The organism is Paraflavitalea speifideaquila (assembly GCF_032395985.1).
GTDB lineage: Bacteria > Bacteroidota > Bacteroidia > Chitinophagales > Chitinophagaceae > Paraflavitalea > Paraflavitalea speifideaquila.
The window spans coordinates 4,252,981-4,267,629 of sequence record NZ_CP135920.1 but is presented as its reverse complement, the minus strand read 5'-3'; the positions used below and the strand labels follow the sequence as shown (position 1 = coordinate 4,267,629).

At 45.8% G+C, this 14,649-nt stretch carries 25 protein-coding genes and 1 pseudogene; 17 read left to right on the top strand and 9 right to left on the bottom strand.

Annotation, left to right across the window (positions count from 1 at the left end):
- Positions 1-93: 93 nt before the first annotated feature.
- The 10 genes from RS881_RS29215 to RS881_RS29170 all read left to right on the top strand — a co-directional run bounded on the left by RS881_RS29215 (position 94) and on the right by RS881_RS29170 (position 5,907).
- The gene (locus RS881_RS29215) at positions 94-945 is read left to right on the top strand and encodes an acyltransferase family protein (protein WP_315824352.1); all 852 of its coding nucleotides are present in this window, start codon (positions 94-96) and stop codon (positions 943-945) included.
- Between the two features lie 14 nt (positions 946-959).
- Positions 960-1,355, top strand: a complete 396-nt coding sequence (locus RS881_RS29210) for a hypothetical protein (protein WP_315824351.1) — start codon at positions 960-962, stop codon at positions 1,353-1,355.
- 105 nt (positions 1,356-1,460) lie between these two features.
- Positions 1,461-1,727, top strand: a complete 267-nt coding sequence (locus RS881_RS29205) for a hypothetical protein (RefSeq protein WP_315824350.1) — start codon at positions 1,461-1,463, stop codon at positions 1,725-1,727.
- Positions 1,721-2,485: a sensor histidine kinase gene (locus RS881_RS29200; protein WP_315824349.1), complete on the top strand. Its 765-nt coding sequence runs from the start codon at positions 1,721-1,723 to the stop codon at positions 2,483-2,485. The genes RS881_RS29205 and RS881_RS29200 overlap by 7 nt, the downstream gene beginning before the upstream one ends.
- A 148-nt stretch (positions 2,486-2,633) precedes the next feature.
- Positions 2,634-3,179 carry a LytR/AlgR family response regulator transcription factor gene (locus RS881_RS29195; RefSeq protein ID WP_315824348.1) on the top strand — a complete coding sequence of 182 codons (546 nt, stop codon included), beginning with the start codon at positions 2,634-2,636 and terminating at the stop codon, positions 3,177-3,179.
- A gap of 131 nt (positions 3,180-3,310) precedes the next feature.
- Positions 3,311-3,937, top strand: a complete 627-nt coding sequence (locus RS881_RS29190; RefSeq protein ID WP_315824347.1) for a histidine kinase — start codon at positions 3,311-3,313, stop codon at positions 3,935-3,937.
- A 106-nt stretch (positions 3,938-4,043) separates the two neighbouring features.
- Complete coding sequence (locus RS881_RS29185; RefSeq protein ID WP_315824346.1) at positions 4,044-4,340, top strand: LytS family sensor histidine kinase; 297 nt, start codon at positions 4,044-4,046, stop codon at positions 4,338-4,340.
- On the top strand, positions 4,312-5,028 hold the full coding sequence (locus tag RS881_RS29180) for a LytR/AlgR family response regulator transcription factor (protein ID WP_315824345.1): 717 nt from the start codon (positions 4,312-4,314) through the stop codon (positions 5,026-5,028). The genes RS881_RS29185 and RS881_RS29180 overlap by 29 nt, the downstream gene beginning before the upstream one ends.
- Positions 5,029-5,217: 189 nt before the next feature.
- The gene (locus RS881_RS29175; RefSeq protein WP_315824344.1) at positions 5,218-5,382 is read left to right on the top strand and encodes a hypothetical protein; all 165 of its coding nucleotides are present in this window, start codon (positions 5,218-5,220) and stop codon (positions 5,380-5,382) included.
- A 120-nt stretch (positions 5,383-5,502) separates the two neighbouring features.
- A complete protein-coding gene (locus RS881_RS29170) occupies positions 5,503-5,907 on the top strand; it encodes a class I SAM-dependent methyltransferase (protein WP_315824343.1) in 405 nt (134 codons plus the stop codon).
- A 193-nt stretch (positions 5,908-6,100) separates the two neighbouring features.
- On the opposite strand, the gene RS881_RS29165 is transcribed toward RS881_RS29170, so the two are convergent.
- Entirely contained in the window at positions 6,101-6,427 is a 327-nt protein-coding gene (locus tag RS881_RS29165) for a DNA gyrase inhibitor YacG (protein ID WP_315824342.1), read from the bottom strand.
- Between the two features lie 220 nt (positions 6,428-6,647).
- On the opposite strand from RS881_RS29165, the gene RS881_RS29160 reads away from it, so the two are divergent.
- Positions 6,648-6,869, top strand: coding sequence for a single-stranded DNA-binding protein (locus RS881_RS29160; protein WP_315824341.1), 222 nt, complete (start codon positions 6,648-6,650; stop codon positions 6,867-6,869).
- A 196-nt stretch (positions 6,870-7,065) separates the two neighbouring features.
- Here the strand turns inward: RS881_RS29160 and RS881_RS62335 are convergent, their stop codons facing one another.
- From RS881_RS62335 to RS881_RS29125, 7 genes and pseudogenes are all read right to left on the bottom strand, one after another.
- Positions 7,066-7,200 (bottom strand): N-acetyltransferase, encoded by a 135-nt coding sequence (locus RS881_RS62335; protein WP_315824340.1) that lies wholly within the window; start codon positions 7,198-7,200, stop codon positions 7,066-7,068.
- A gap of 29 nt (positions 7,201-7,229) precedes the next feature.
- Positions 7,230-7,385, bottom strand: a pseudogene (locus tag RS881_RS62330) (GNAT family N-acetyltransferase); the annotation flags it as partial.
- A gap of 193 nt (positions 7,386-7,578) precedes the next feature.
- Complete coding sequence (locus RS881_RS29145) at positions 7,579-8,370, bottom strand: acetyl-CoA C-acyltransferase (RefSeq protein WP_315824338.1); 792 nt, start codon at positions 8,368-8,370, stop codon at positions 7,579-7,581.
- A 5-nt stretch (positions 8,371-8,375) separates the two neighbouring features.
- Positions 8,376-8,756: a thiolase family protein gene (locus tag RS881_RS29140; RefSeq protein ID WP_315824337.1), complete on the bottom strand. Its 381-nt coding sequence runs from the start codon at positions 8,754-8,756 to the stop codon at positions 8,376-8,378.
- A gap of 249 nt (positions 8,757-9,005) precedes the next feature.
- A complete protein-coding gene (locus RS881_RS29135) occupies positions 9,006-9,365 on the bottom strand; it encodes a GNAT family N-acetyltransferase (protein ID WP_315824336.1) in 360 nt (119 codons plus the stop codon).
- A gap of 81 nt (positions 9,366-9,446) precedes the next feature.
- On the bottom strand, positions 9,447-9,695 hold the full coding sequence (locus RS881_RS29130) for an SRPBCC family protein (protein WP_315824335.1): 249 nt from the start codon (positions 9,693-9,695) through the stop codon (positions 9,447-9,449).
- Positions 9,696-9,787: 92 nt separating this feature from the next.
- Positions 9,788-10,183: a YgaP-like transmembrane domain gene (locus RS881_RS29125; RefSeq protein ID WP_315824334.1), complete on the bottom strand. Its 396-nt coding sequence runs from the start codon at positions 10,181-10,183 to the stop codon at positions 9,788-9,790.
- 393 nt (positions 10,184-10,576) lie between these two features.
- Here RS881_RS29125 and RS881_RS29120 point away from each other — a divergent pair, with 393 nt between their 5' ends.
- The 4 genes from RS881_RS29120 to RS881_RS29105 all read left to right on the top strand — a co-directional run bounded on the left by RS881_RS29120 (position 10,577) and on the right by RS881_RS29105 (position 11,986).
- Complete coding sequence (locus tag RS881_RS29120; RefSeq protein ID WP_315824333.1) at positions 10,577-10,738, top strand: hypothetical protein; 162 nt, start codon at positions 10,577-10,579, stop codon at positions 10,736-10,738.
- 22 nt (positions 10,739-10,760) lie between these two features.
- Positions 10,761-11,288, top strand: coding sequence for a S41 family peptidase (locus tag RS881_RS29115; protein ID WP_315824332.1), 528 nt, complete (start codon positions 10,761-10,763; stop codon positions 11,286-11,288).
- Positions 11,254-11,604, top strand: coding sequence for a S41 family peptidase (locus RS881_RS29110; protein ID WP_315824331.1), 351 nt, complete (start codon positions 11,254-11,256; stop codon positions 11,602-11,604). The genes RS881_RS29115 and RS881_RS29110 overlap by 35 nt, the downstream gene beginning before the upstream one ends.
- Before the next feature lie 130 nt (positions 11,605-11,734).
- Positions 11,735-11,986, top strand: coding sequence for a hypothetical protein (locus tag RS881_RS29105; protein WP_315824330.1), 252 nt, complete (start codon positions 11,735-11,737; stop codon positions 11,984-11,986).
- A 25-nt stretch (positions 11,987-12,011) separates the two neighbouring features.
- On the opposite strand, the gene RS881_RS29100 is transcribed toward RS881_RS29105, so the two are convergent.
- On the bottom strand, positions 12,012-12,266 hold the full coding sequence (locus RS881_RS29100; RefSeq protein WP_315824329.1) for a hypothetical protein: 255 nt from the start codon (positions 12,264-12,266) through the stop codon (positions 12,012-12,014).
- Between the two features lie 672 nt (positions 12,267-12,938).
- Here RS881_RS29100 and RS881_RS29095 point away from each other — a divergent pair.
- Together RS881_RS29095 and RS881_RS29090 are read left to right on the top strand one after the other, a co-directional pair.
- Positions 12,939-14,066: a GMC family oxidoreductase N-terminal domain-containing protein gene (locus RS881_RS29095; RefSeq protein ID WP_315824328.1), complete on the top strand. Its 1,128-nt coding sequence runs from the start codon at positions 12,939-12,941 to the stop codon at positions 14,064-14,066.
- Positions 14,042-14,644 carry a GMC oxidoreductase gene (locus RS881_RS29090; protein ID WP_315824327.1) on the top strand — a complete coding sequence of 201 codons (603 nt, stop codon included), beginning with the start codon at positions 14,042-14,044 and terminating at the stop codon, positions 14,642-14,644. Before RS881_RS29095 ends, RS881_RS29090 begins: the two co-directional genes overlap by 25 nt.
- Positions 14,645-14,649 lie beyond the last annotated feature (5 nt).

Sequence of the window (14,649 nt, the reverse complement as noted above, 5' to 3'; positions counted from 1 at the left end):
AGTCTTGTCCTTAGACCACCCTAAACTGTCCGTACGTCAAACGGATTTCTCCCTCCCTTGGCCCGAAGCTAGGTTTGTAAAAAATAACCAACCATGCAAACTGTTTCCTCCCGTCAAAGTTATTTAGACTGGCTGCGCATCCTCGCCATTTTAGGTGTATTGTTCTTCCATTCCGCCATGGCTTATGTAGCCGAATGGGAATGGCATATTAAGAATAAAGAGACCAGTAATCTGCTTCTGGAACTTAATTTTTGGCTAAGCCGGTTTAGGATGCCGCTACTGTTCTTCATATCTGGCACGGTAGCCTATTTTATGCTCAAAAGTAAATCGGGCCTGGCCTTTGTGGGCCTGCGCTTCAGACGGCTGCTTATACCGCTCTTATTCGGAATGCTGGTGGTGGTGCCGCCCCAGATCTATGTAGAAAGGCTCAACCAGGGCTATACTGGCAGTTATTGGGACTTTTGGGCTACCGTTTTTGAATTCAAGCCCTATCCCTCAGGAGGCAGCTTTAGCTGGCATCACCTGTGGTTCATCCTCTACCTGTTTATTTATGATGTGGTATTCACCCCCTTGTTTAAATGGACCTTTAGCGAAAAAGGGCAAAATGCCCTTCGCCAATTACAAGGCCTGGGCAAAGGCAACCGTATTTATATATTGATCATCCCTGGTATCATCATCTATACCAGCCTGGTCCTTAAATTTCCGGGCACGAATGACCTGATCCATGACTGGTGCAATTTTTTCTACTGGCTGCAGTTCCTGTTGGTAGGCTTTCTCTGTATGGCCATTCCTGCACTGATGGAAAGTATCGAAAGGAACCGCCGGTTATCCTTTACCATTGCTTTTCTCTCTTTTATACTGATCAATTATATACGCTGGAATGATCACGAGCCCTGGGATACGATTGCCAACTGGCGTTCAGACTGGCGCACTTATGCTTTTTAGCACTCACTCCTATCATGGCCTGGAGTTGGGTATTAACGGGTCTGGGGTATGGCAAGAAATACATGAACAAAAGGCACAAAGCACTGGACTATATCAACCAGGCAGTTTACCCTTTCTATATATTACATCAATCGGTGATGCTGGTACTGGTATACTATATCGTGCAGGTGCAAGAATCCATCCTCATGAAATACCTGTTTACCGTTGGTGCCACCTTCTTTGTATCCATGAGTATTTACCATTTACTGATCCGCCCCTTTGGAGTAATGCGATTCTTATTTGGTATGAAACCGAAGGAGAAGCAGGAACCGGCTCCTGGCGGAAGTAATCAGCAATCTCCTTACAAAACAAAAGAACAATTCTTAAAACATGAGTCAGCCGTCGTAGTTGGAGTGCCGGGTGGTGAGTAGTCCAGGTAAGGAACCAGACGCCGCTTATCCCCATGTGTCTTTACTATTAGCCCAATTTACGACTGCCGATTCACGATTGACGCATTAAATCGTAACTTTCTATTCATGAAAAGAGCATGGAGATACCTTACCCCTCCTTTGTATGGACTGTTGATCTATGCTACAATACGGCTGATCAATGATACATTGGCCGATGATAAATTCTGGGAGCGCCCTTTGTTGTTGAATTTTATTGAGATCGGCTTTACCGTATTGATGGGTTATATCATCTATTTTGCCATGCAGCGGGTATTCCGGCATTTCGACAACTACCTGGCAGCAGGGGCCAGTTCCAAAACCATTATGCGGGAATTACTTTGGGTTTTGTGGTAACCGAGGTAGGGGTAAACCTGGTGATGACGCCGATGGTTGCTTTAACGGATGATGGTTTGTCTTGGGGCGATTTTGCGATTATCAATGTGATTCCCCTGTTGTATAACCTGATCTATTATACGGTAATACGGAGCAATAAATTACTGAAAGCCTATATCGACAATAAGGTGAAACTGGAAAAGATCACCAATGATCATTTGCAAACAGAATTGAAGTTCCTGAAGGCCCAATACCATCCACACTTCCTGTTCAATGCCCTGAACACGGTCTATTTTCAGATGGATGAGGACGTACAGGCCGCTAAAAAGAGTATTGAGAAATTCTCGGGCTTGCTGCGTTACCAGTTGTACGACCAGCAGCAAACAGTACCACTAAGCCAGGAAATACAGTACCTCACCAATTTCATTGAGCTGCAACAGGTGCGAACTTCTGAAAAACTTCAGCTAACGGTTCATTTTGATCCCGGACTGAATGGACAGCAGGTATACCCCCTATTGTTGCTGCCCCTGGTAGAAAATGCCTTTAAATATGTAGGAGGCCGGTACAAACTCCATATAGAGGCCAAGCTTATCAATAACCAGCTGCAGTTTACAGTCACCAATTCCATCCCTTTGAATATGCCAGTGAAAGCCAATAGCGGTATTGGGCTGGAAAACCTGAAAAGAAGACTTGAGCTCCTGTATTCCGGAAAAAGTACCTTGCGTACAGAGAAACAGCCGGATGAATTTTGGGCCGAACTACAGTTAAAACTAGACTGATGCCGCGAACAATAACCTGCATTATTACAGATGATGAGCCCATGGCCCGTAAAGGATTACAGGGTTATGTAGAGAAAATAGATTTTCTACAGCTGGTAGGCACTTGTGAAGATGCTCTCCAGCTCAACACCATCCTTAAAAACAGCCGGTGGACCTGCTTTTCCTGGACATTGAAATGCCTTATATCACGGGCATTGATTTTCTGCAGCAAGCGGCCCAGCCCCCGAAAGTGATCTTTACCACAGCTTATGAACAATACGCCATCCGGGGTTATGAGCTGGATGTATTGGATTACCTGCTGAAACCTATTTCTTTTGATCGCTTTTTAAGATCGGCCAATAAAGCTTTTGATTATTTTCAACCCACCGCAGCATCCGAACAGGCTCATATCTTTATCAAAACCGACAGCCGCCTGGAAAAGATCAGGTTTGCCGATATCTTGTTTGCAGAGGCCATGGAAAATTATGTGGCCATTTATACGGCAGAAAAGAAATTCATTACCCATTCTACCTTAAAAGGGTTGCAGGAAAGCCTGCCGCCGGGTATATTTATTCAGCCACACAAGTCGTACCTGGTAAATATGCAAGCCATTGGGGCGGTGGAAGGCAATATCCTGCATATTGGCAAATACCAGGTGCCCATATCCAAATACCAGAAAGAAGAGGTGATGGAGCGAATTGGGTATCGGAAATAAGAAATAATGAGGTGTTGTTTATATGTTCCAAGCTGCGTTTAGTACAATTTTACCGGTAGTCATCACACTTTTTACGATTTTTATACGGTGAAGAACAGATTACGACTACATATTTTTTCTGGCTGGTATACATGGTGCACGAAACACTGGTGGAGTATGCCTGGTTCAATTCTTATTTTCCTTCTGTAACGGTGGGTACCAGGCTATGGTTGGCTTTCCGTACCGTCCTATGCCTGTTTCCGGCAAAAATATTATTTACCTATTTTATCTTATGGGTTGTAGGTCGGGCAGTTAACAACAACAAGCAGTTGCCATGGCTGATATTAATGACCATTCCTGTCCTTATGGTATGTGTTGCCATCTACCGTAACATATTGTATTATTATGTAGTACCCAGGCTACTCCACAACCCCTGGTCAGAGGGCGGGTTTTGGAACCCCAAAAGGCTTCTTGCCAATTCCCTGGATATTATTTTTGTGGGGGCCATAGCCGTGTCGATGAAATTCCTGCGTATGAATTGGCAGGTCCGGATGCGGGAGAAAAAGTTGCTCCAGGAAAAGCTGGAAGCCGAATTGAAGTTCCTGCGTACACAAACCAATCCGCACTTCCTGTTCAATACACTGAATAATATTTACGCGCTGGCGCGTAAAAAGTCCGACGATACGGCCGATGTGGTGATGAAACTCTCAAGCTGCTACGCTTCATGCTGTATGAATCGCGTAAAGAGCGAATACCTGTCAGTGCTGAGCTACGGATGATAGAAGACTACCTGGAACTGGAAAAATACGGTACAATGAACGGCTTAGTATCCAATTTGAAAAAGAAATAGATGACACCAATCAGTTAATAGCACCTTTATTGCTATTGCCGTTCATTGAAAATGCATTTAAACATGGCGCCAGTGAAACCAGGTTCGATTCCTTTATTCATATCAAGGTCCATTTGAAGGAAGGCCAGTTACAATTTTGTATTGAGAACTCAAAGGAAGAAAATGGTGAAACTACGGTTACCGACAATATTGGACTTAGTAATGTGCGTCGCCAATTGGAACTGATGTACCAGGAACACCATTTACGAGTTGATAACCAGAAGGACCGTTTTGCCATTCACCTCACCATTAATCTTAACAACGATGCAACGATATCATTGCCTAATTATTGAAGATGAGCCACTGGCGGCTGAAGTATTGCAGGATTATATCCGGCAGGTACCATTTCTTGAACTGAAAGGGGTAGCCAGTGATGCTATTTTTGCCATGGAATTACTCCAGCAGCAAAAGATCGATCTTATTTTCCTGGACATTCATCTACCCAAACTAAAAGGGTTTGATTTCATCCGAACGTTGAAACTGCCGCCTCATATCATTATTACCTCTGCCTATCATGAATATGCCTTGCAAGGCTATGAATACAATATAGTAGATTACCTGTTGAAGCCTATTGAATTCAGCCGGTTCCTAATGGCCGTCAACAAACTCAAGCAATCGCCTGTACCGGCTGTTAGTATTACCTCACTCATGCCAGGTGCCGAAAGGGCCTACCTGTTCTTTAATGTGAGTAAAAAGAAAGTGAAAGTATACCTCGATGAGATCTTATACATCGAAAGCCTTAAAGAATATATCCGCATCTATACCAAAACCAAGAATATACTCACCAAATTCCAGTTGGGACAGATAGAAGAACTGTTGGCCAAAAACAATTTCCTGCGAATACACCGTTCTTTTATTGTTGCCAAGGACAAGATCGATGCATTTACAGCTACCGATGTAGAGATCAGCAGTAAACTGATCCCCATTGGCAGAAGTTACAAAGAGCTGGTACAATCAATCCTGGAAAAAAGTGCCGGGTAGTATCCGGCACCAACGGCGCATTCAAACCCCGAATCACCGTTTCCATCCCACCAATAAGATACTGCGGCAGGTATCAAAAGCTGGTGGGGTTCATCCTTCCACTGGTTGAATAGCCTGTTTATCATGCAGCAAACCACTGGTTAAACTTATCTACTATAATAGTATAGCCTGTTCATTAATAAGTAAGCCATGAAAAAACTTGTATTGCCAATTGTGCTGGTATCGGGTATTCTATGCCTGGTATCGGGAAAGCTATCACCTCCTGGTCGGGGTTATCCTTGCACTGGCCCCTTGCAGGAAAAGGAAATACTGCTGCCTGTAGAAAGGTTAATGTGGGCGCTGGATGCGCCATAGGCCAGTCACAAGAGGAAAGTAGGTTCCGTTGGTGTTACGGTTAGGGGCAGTTATCAGCACTGCCCCGTCTTACCGGTTTTGTCCTTTTGGATGAAGCCGGTTTTTTATTAAATATGCAGGATGAACCTGCCCGAACGCATATCCTGGGCTTTATCCAGGTTGGCTATTGAGCCTACCCACCAGGTAATGGAAATTGGGTATGGAGCAGGTGCCGCCATCCCTCCTATCATGGCTGTACTTACATCAGGCAGCCTTACGGCAGTGGAGCGATCAACATCCATGGCCCAAAAAGCTGCCAACCGATACCAGCCCTGGATCAAAAACCGGCAATTGACACTTTGCACCGGCGAGTTCAGTGAAGTGCAACTCCCCCACTCCCATTACAACATCATCTTTGCTTTTAATGTAAACCTGTTTCTGGCCAAGGCCAATATTGAGCTGGGCATCATACGGCAATGCCTGGCGCCAGGTGGCACCTTTTATTTATTCTTTCAACCTCCGCCCACCACTGGAATGGAAAAATAAAGGCCATTGCTGAAAAAGCAACAACCAGTTTACAAGATGGTGGTTTTGTGATAGCATCAACAACCTTCCAGAAAATGCAACCCGCGCCTGTTTGTTGTATCGTGTCCAAGGCCCCTAACTAAGGTCTACCCCTTGACGCCCGGCTCCAATAGCTTTTGTGTTTTGTTGCGAACAATGATGCACTTATCCTGATCTATTTCTTTGAAGCCAAACTCATAACAATAATAATAGGTTTCTTTTTCCTTATTGGTGAAAATGCTGGTAAAGTAATCAAACCGGTAGCCTTTTTAGCCAGCTCGGCCTTGGTCCGGGAAGTGGCTTTCTCTACGCCATTCATGGTTTCTTCCAATATACGCCTGTTACGGCGTAAAATATTGTTCACGTTGCGCACATAGTTGACGGAATCACTATTTAACTGGTTATTGTAATTGTTGCGACAATAATCATCGCAAAATCTTTTATCGGCCCTTCCTTTAACGGGTTTCCCACAAGCAGGACAATTTCTTGGTTCTAGATTCATAGTCAGCTGTTTATGAACATGGATCGTATTATGAAAGGCGTTTGTAAGCACTTACAAACGTTTACAAACACTTACATCCGACTATAAACGACTAATAACCGACTATGGATTTCCGGGAGGTGCATATTTGTGTTGGCAGCGAGGCAAGGCTAGCCTGGAATAAAGTATCTATCAACTCTTAAATATTAGCATTATGTACGCACTTAGAAACAAGGTTCAATTGATTGGACATTTAGGCAATGTACCGGACGTAAGACTTACAGAAAAGGGAAAAAAATGGGCCCGTTTTTCTTTGGCGACCAATGAAACCTACAGGAATACCCTGGGCGAAAAAGTTACAGAAACCCAATGGCACCAATTGGTAGCCTGGGGCAAAATGGCAGAAATAGCCGAGCGATACCTCTTGAAAGGAAAAGAAGTAGCTGTAGAAGGAAGCTGGTAAACCGTAGTTACCTGGATAAGGATGGCGTCAAACGGTTTACTACAGAGATACTGGTAAGTGAGATATTATTGCTTGGCGCCAAACAGCTGGCCATTGTTGAAGCCGCTTAGTATTCACTTGGTATATCACAGTGGCAAAGTGCGCAGCATACACACCGGGTAGTTGTGTATTGTCTGCGTACTTTGCTCTTTATGCTTTATAATTCCTTTTTCATCATCCAGTCCGTTTGCGGATCATTGCCTACTACAAATAGGTGTTGACTGAATTTCTGGAATCCCCATTTGGTATAAAAAGCGATAGCGCGGTGGTTGTACTCCCATACCCCAACCAAACCAGGGATTTCTTTTTTTCCCGGGCAATATCAAGGCATTGCTGCATCAAGGTACTTCCTACCCCTTTGCCGATGTTATTGGTAACCGCATATATGCGGGCAATTTCAATGGAAGGTTCATCACCCAATTCAGGCGGATTGGGTACTTCACGAAGGCGGGCATACCCAGCGATCTCACCCTCCATGAGTGCCAGTAAAAGATACTGGCCGGATCGGATACTTCGGCTATGAGCTTTTCCCGGGTAAATTGTTCATTCATGAACTTCTCGATATCCTCCGGGGTATTGTCGGCAGCAAAGGAATCGTAGAACGTTTTCCGGCTTAGGTCGGCAATTACACTCGCATCTTCCGCGGTAGCTATTCGTATGGTAAGGCTACTCATAAACTGATCACCATGGCACTGGCTCCGCCCCCATTACAAATACCTGCTGCTCCATATTGAGCATTGTTTTGTTTCAGCACATTGATCAGGGTAACAATGATACGGGCGCCACTGGCTCCCAGGGGATGACCAATGCTTACCGCACCACCATGTACATTTACTTTGGCGGGATCCAGCTTCATGCGGCGTGTATTTTCAATGCCTACAACGGCGAAGGCTTCATTGAGTTCAAAATAATCTATCTGATCCATGTTGAGCCCTGCCTTGGCTACTGCCTTGGGCAGCGCAATGGCTGGTGTGGTGGTAAACCATTCAGGCGCCTGTTCGGCATCGGCATAAGAAACTATTTTAGCCAGTGGTTTTAAGCCCAGCTCATCCGCTTTTTCCTTGCTCATCAATACCAATGCAGCAGCCCCGTCATTCATATTCGATGCATTGGCAGCTGTTACAGAACCATCTTTCTGAAAGGCTGGTTTGAGCTCAGGTATCTTATCAAATTTTACATTGTAAGGTTCTTCGTCTTTGGAAAATAAAACCGGGTCACCCTTGCGTTGTGGAATGGAAACAGGCACTACTTCATCATTGAACTTACCCGCTGCCCAGGCAGCCTGGCTGCGTTGATAACTCTCCACAGCAAAAGTATCCTGCTCTTCCCGGCTTACTCCACATTCGCGTGCACACAGTTCGGCAGCATTGCCCATGGCCTTGCCATCATATACATCCGTCAATCCATCCTTAGCTAAGCCATCGATTAAACCCGCATTGCCGTATTTATTACCCCAGCGCATCTGGTCTACGTAAAAGGTACATTACTCATGCTTTCCATACCACCAGCCACTACAATATCCGCATCACCCAGGGCAATGCTTTGAGCAGCCTGGGCAATGGCCTTCATACCACTGGCGCAAACTTTATTGACGGTAGTACAATTCACTTCATTGGGCAGTCCGGCAAATTTGGCTGCCTGACGGGCCGGAGCCTGTCCCAGGTTGGCCTGGATCACACAACCCATCAGCACATCCTGTACCTGTGCGGGCTGGATGCCTGCCTTCTCCAGGGCCCCTTTAATAGCAATGGCGCCTAATTGGGTAGCACTGAAGTCTTTAAGACTTCCTCCAAAACTTCCAATCGGGGTACGTACGGCCGAAATGATATATACTTCACGTTTGTTCATATAGCTGATCTTTAATATGTTATGAGGTTCAATAGAGTGAATGCCTGCAAAGATAACGATTGTTAGTTTGTTTGCAACTCATACCGCTGTTCGATGACGGGTTTACCAAAAGGCGCTACAGCAGGCTTCTCCTCAACTACTACAAACCCATGTTTTTGTACAAAGCAGCGGCGGCGGGCAGTTCTTTGGTGGTCCATAAATAAGAGGAGCTATACCCTACTTCACGCAGGAAAGCCATGTACAATTCCATCAGTTTTTACCCAGGCCAATACCGCGATAGCCGGGATGCAGCACAAAATAACGCAATTGGGCAGCGTCGCCCCGGTGCATCAGCAACAAAAAGCCTACTATCTTATCCTGGTGCTCACAGATCCAAACACGATCCCTGGTAACATCATATTGCTGATAAAATTCAGCGAGCCCTACAGCTACATAAGATTCAAAGGCAATGCCATAATTGTTTTCTTTGCTGTATATCCAACCATGCAGGTAGGTAATATAACCAATATCGCCAGGTTGCAAGGTGGTACGTATATGGATATCATTGAGGAAAATGGCAGGTTGCATAAAATAAGATTGAATGCTAAAGATACAATCAGGTTCCTGCATGAACCACCCATTACTTGCTAATATCAAAAAAGCTGATCGCCCAAACGACCAGCTTTTTCTGTATAGCGTACGGATTAATAACTAATGTGGTACTACTTCAAATTCGGCTGGTGTAATCCCTTCTATATATACTTTGAATTGATGGATATCGCGTTCTACGATCCGCTCAAAGGCCGGATTGATGAGCTTGCCAATGGCTACACCGATATCACCTGCCGGTGGCCGGTAAGAAATGATCACCCGCAATTCGGTACCTCCTTCCACATCCCTGAATTCAACCTTTCCTGCATTTTCTATTGCTGAACCGGCAATAGATTGCCATCCCAGCAATACGCCATATTCATCTTTTACGATTTGTGCATTCCAACGTATCCTGCCCAGATTGGCCGGGATAATGGCTTCCCAGCGGGAATGCAGCTGGTCTACTTCCGCACAGCGGCCAGGTGATGCATAAAGGAGGGCAGGTTTTCCAGTTTGCGCCAGAAACGATACACTTCATGCCGGGGTTTATTCACCACCAGTGAGGTACGCACATTAATGGCTGGCGTACGCCGTACATTCCTTGTTTTACCCAAGGCAGTATAGGCCGGACAATTGCCGGATGCACCGCGGTACAATAAAAACCCACCAACCATTCCCTGCAATAAACTCTTTACTGGATGTTTGGTAAAATGACGCATACCATGACCAATCAGGGCCACCCCTGTAGTGGCAGATAATAACCGCTCGGGCCAACTCACATTGATCACGTTATTAGACCTTATATTGGGCAACACCGGATCGTCCATCCAGCTTTCCGTTGCATCGTAATCTCTCATAACACTTTTTCCTTATTGGTTACTAAAACCCTGCCTACGAGAGAAAGCGGAAAATAATAGGTTGTTATGGGGAATATGAGCAACAGTTTTACTTTTTCGGGAAGCAGGGCTAATTGACTATATTTAGCTATATGAAATTGAACAAAGCCTGGCATGAAAAGCACCACATGCCCCGGAATACCAATTTTGAACAGCCCATAAAATGGCACCTGGCGCATCAGCAACCTGGTGCCTGCCGGCCCCTACCAGCCAAACTGGCTGAGGAAATGGCAAAAAAGGTCTCAAAGCCTGACTATTTATGGAATTCCGGCCAGTATGCATCTGACCCAATAAGATAGGTTGGGTTTGGGGCGGCTGATTCATCAACTATTTCATCATTGATCCATTCGGCTTATGCTGCGTTTATTATTCCTGTTTATTTTTATCGCATCCCTCAGTTATGGACAATCTGGTAGATCGCCGGTTTCTTCCATGGCTGCCACTTTATTGTCGGGTCAGGACAGCGCTGTGCATTTATTTGAACAGGCCCTGGCCTATATTCAAAAATCCTTTTAGGAAAGAAATCTCCTGGGACTCGATGGTGGCTGTAGCCCGTGAACAGTTGGCCGATGCCAACGCTGCACAGGATGCCCATGTAGTCATTAATCAATGCCTCCAACAAGTAAATGGCGCGCATAGCTTTATCATGCCCGCCCGGAACACCGATTTATACACCAACAATATTGCCCATCTTAAACGGGTTCCTGCCCTTCAGGAGCTGGTAGGCCCCATAGAAGCCGAATTAGCCGATGGCGGCATTGGTTATATAGTGGTACCCAGGATCAGTACTTCGGATACCACTGTATGTACCCTGCTGGCCGACAGTCTGCAGTCCCTTATTGGTAAGCTTGCGGCCAGGGGCGCCACCCGTTGGATCATTGACCTGCGCAAGAACAGTGGCGGTAATTGCTGGCCAATGCTGGTTGGCATGGGCCTTACTGGGCAATGGCGTATGCGGTTATTTAGTACGGAAAGCCCGGGTAACGAGCATCCGATACCAGGATGGTCTTGCCATGCATGGCAGTACCGTCATGTGCAAGGCCAGCAAACCAGTAGTACTGAGTGATGAGCAACGGCAACAGATCGTAGTACTTACCGGACCCAAAACATCCAGTTCGGGCGAAATACTGGCCCTTGCATTTAAAGGCATGCCCCAGGTACGCCTGATGGGTGAACCTACAGCAGGATTTACCACTGCCAATACCACTTATGACCTCTTCGACGGCTCAACACTGGTACTCACCATTTGCCGCGAAGCCGATAGAACAGGCAAGATCTGCGAAGGCAAGATCATCCCCGACGATTATATAAAGCCCGATCCCCTGCACCAGCAAGAGGATATTGCCCTGGCCCAGGCACTCATGTGGCTGCAGAGCTTTTGATTGAGGTAGCAGGTATTGCAAACTGCCATTGCTGCCCGCAGATTTACGCTCACCGCCAGGTAACTTCTATTTTCTTCGTAACTTTTAGGAAAATAAATATATGGCGCAAAGCAGGCATCGGCACAAACACATGCATCAACATGCACATGCATCTCATTCTTCCAAAGGCTCCCGCCAACAGGCAAAAGGAAAAGCCGTTAAGATCATGATGGTCTTTATGGGCGTATTGGGACTCTTTGTAGCGTATGTATCTGCAGGGCCCGACCTGCTATGGCTTACAATAGGAACAGCAGCCGGTGTAGTGGCAGGTTATTTTGTGGGTCGTAGTATGGACAAAGCCGCCGCCAAAAAAGTGACACCCCCTTCACAAGGTGTCACCTAGAATTAATAAGCAGGCAAGAAAACGTTTAGTTATCAAGAGCGGCGAAAAAGAAACCTTCTTCGCTTAATACAAGTTCGTTAGGTATAAACCGTAGCAGCGATTCCCTCACCATTTCCTCGGCAGCCTGTTGATAACGGGAGCCTACCTCAGGTGTTTTCAATGCAAACTTCCAGCTTTGGATCTTCAGAATCGCAATTTTACTGGCGTGGATCGTATGATTCTCCAATAATTTAAATTTCTCAGCCAGGTAATCCTGGTCGTTTTGGATGTTGGGGTTCATAGGGATTGAAATATATTATCGAATAGCCTTACAGTTATTTAACGCAGGCTTAATGCGAAAATTGTATTGGCATATTAGAAAATTACGATGCAGGAAAACACCAATAACAGGAGTAAGATACGATGACTGTTCGGAATAGGCTGACATTCATTTTATTGTTGAAAGCAATCCCTTACTATGAACAAAGTATCCACAGCTTGGTACTGTTCATGCAAGGAAGCCATAACCGTCTGGCAGGCTGCAGAAAAACTACAACAATACGGCCACAAGGAATTGTGCCAGCGAATAGGGAGAACGGCAACAAGGTATAGTGGCATGGAAGCAAAGGGGGAAATTTACTTGAACAGAACAGGCCAATCTCATCAATGATGGCGAAACCGATTGCGTAGAAAACAAGCTGCTGTAGCCTGGTTTAAATAACATCAAAACATGTTAAAAAGTATGGATGTTTAAAAGTCCGCTTTTTGCTAAATGGTTATAGATAGCTATCTTCAGCCCTGGATGGAGAAAACCGAATAGAAAGTTACGAAAGCATGGCCATTAATAAAAAAATACTGGCTGATTTGTGTTAAACCATCTAAATCTTATACATTTATACCACCTTTTTATATTCATTATTTAAACTTGCCATATGGGCGATCTGCAGATCAAAAAAGTGCAAAGCAGTATGATGTGGTAATTGTTGGTTCTGGTGCTGGTGGAGGCATGGCAACTTATATCCTGGCCAATGCAGGATTGAAAGTATGTCTCATCGAGGCTGGACCTATGTATGACCCCAAGACCAACATTACCCAATTCAAGAATCCCTGGGAATCTCCCCGCCGTGGAGCCAGCACCAGGTACCGTCCTTTTGGCGATTTTGATGCCTGTTACTGGGGATGGGAAATTGATGGAGAGCCCTATACCAAGGCCAATGGAACGGAATGGGACTGGTGGCGCGCCCGTATGTTGGGCGGACGTACCAATCACTGGGGCCGTATCTCTCTCCGTTTTGGTCCAAAAGATTTCAAACGCAAAAGTATTGACGGCCTGGGCGAAAATTGGCCCATTGGCTATGAGGATATCAAACCTTTTTACGACCGGGTAGATCAATTAATTGGTGTATTCGGCACCAATGAAGGACTGGAAAATGACCCTGATGGCATCTTTCTACCTCCTCCCAGGCCGCGCCTGCATGAACTGATGATCAAGAAGGCAGGAATGGCAGCCGGCGTACCGGTCATTCCCTCCCGCTTGTCCATCCTTACCAAGGCCCTGCCGGGTAATAAAGACCGTGGTGAATGTATCTATTGCGCTCAGTGCGGACGGGCCTGTTCTTATGCCTATGCCGATTTCTCCTCTTCTTCTGTATTGGTAAAACCAGCGCTGGCTACAGGCAATGTGGACCTGGTAACAGATGCAATGGCACGCGAGGTATTGACCGACCGGGAAGGAAAAGCCACCGGTATTTCTTATGTGAACAAGATCGACATGAACGAATACCAGGTGAACGGCCGTGTAGTGATATTGGCTGCCAGTGCCTGCGAAAGTGCCCGTTTATTATTGAACTCCAAATCAGCCCGCCATCCGAATGGATTGGCCAATAGCAGCGATGTGGTTGGTAAATACCTGCACGATTCAACCGGCACCGCCATGGGTGGTGTATTACCACAACTTTTTGGCCGTAAGCGGTACAATGAGGACGGTGTAGGTGGTATGCACGTATATTCTCCCTGGTGGGGCGACAATAAAAACTGGATTTCCCACGCGGTTACCATATTGAATATTGGGGTGGTATGGGCCAGCCTGCTTATGGTGTAGGTTGGGGTACCGAGGGTATGAACGGTAAGTATGCTGTCAACGGCCAAAAGAAAGAAGCCGGCGGTTATGGCAAATCCCTGAAAGAAGATATCCGGTTCTTCTATGGCGCCAGCGTAGGCATGGCAGGCCGTGGTGAAGCACTCTCCCTGGCCAGCAACTACTGCGCTATTGATCCCAATGTGGTTGACAAATATGGCATCCCTGTATTGAAATTCAATGTAAAATGGTCCGAACATGAGATCAAACAGGTGAAACACATGAAAGAAACCTTCCGGGAGATCATGCACAATATGGGTGCTATCATTACCTGGGGCGATGATGGTACGGCCGAAAACAACTACGGTATCGATACCCCTGGTAAGATCATTCATGAAGCCGGCACCGTACGGATGGGTAATGATGCCAAACAATCGGCCCTTAACAAATGGAGCCAGGCGCATGATTGTAAAAACCTGTTCTGTGTTGATGGCGGTCAGTTTGTATCACAAGCCGATAAGAATATCACCTGGACCATCCTGGCATTGTCCATGCGGGCCAGTGAATACATTATTGATGAGATGAAGAAACAAAACCTGTAAAAACA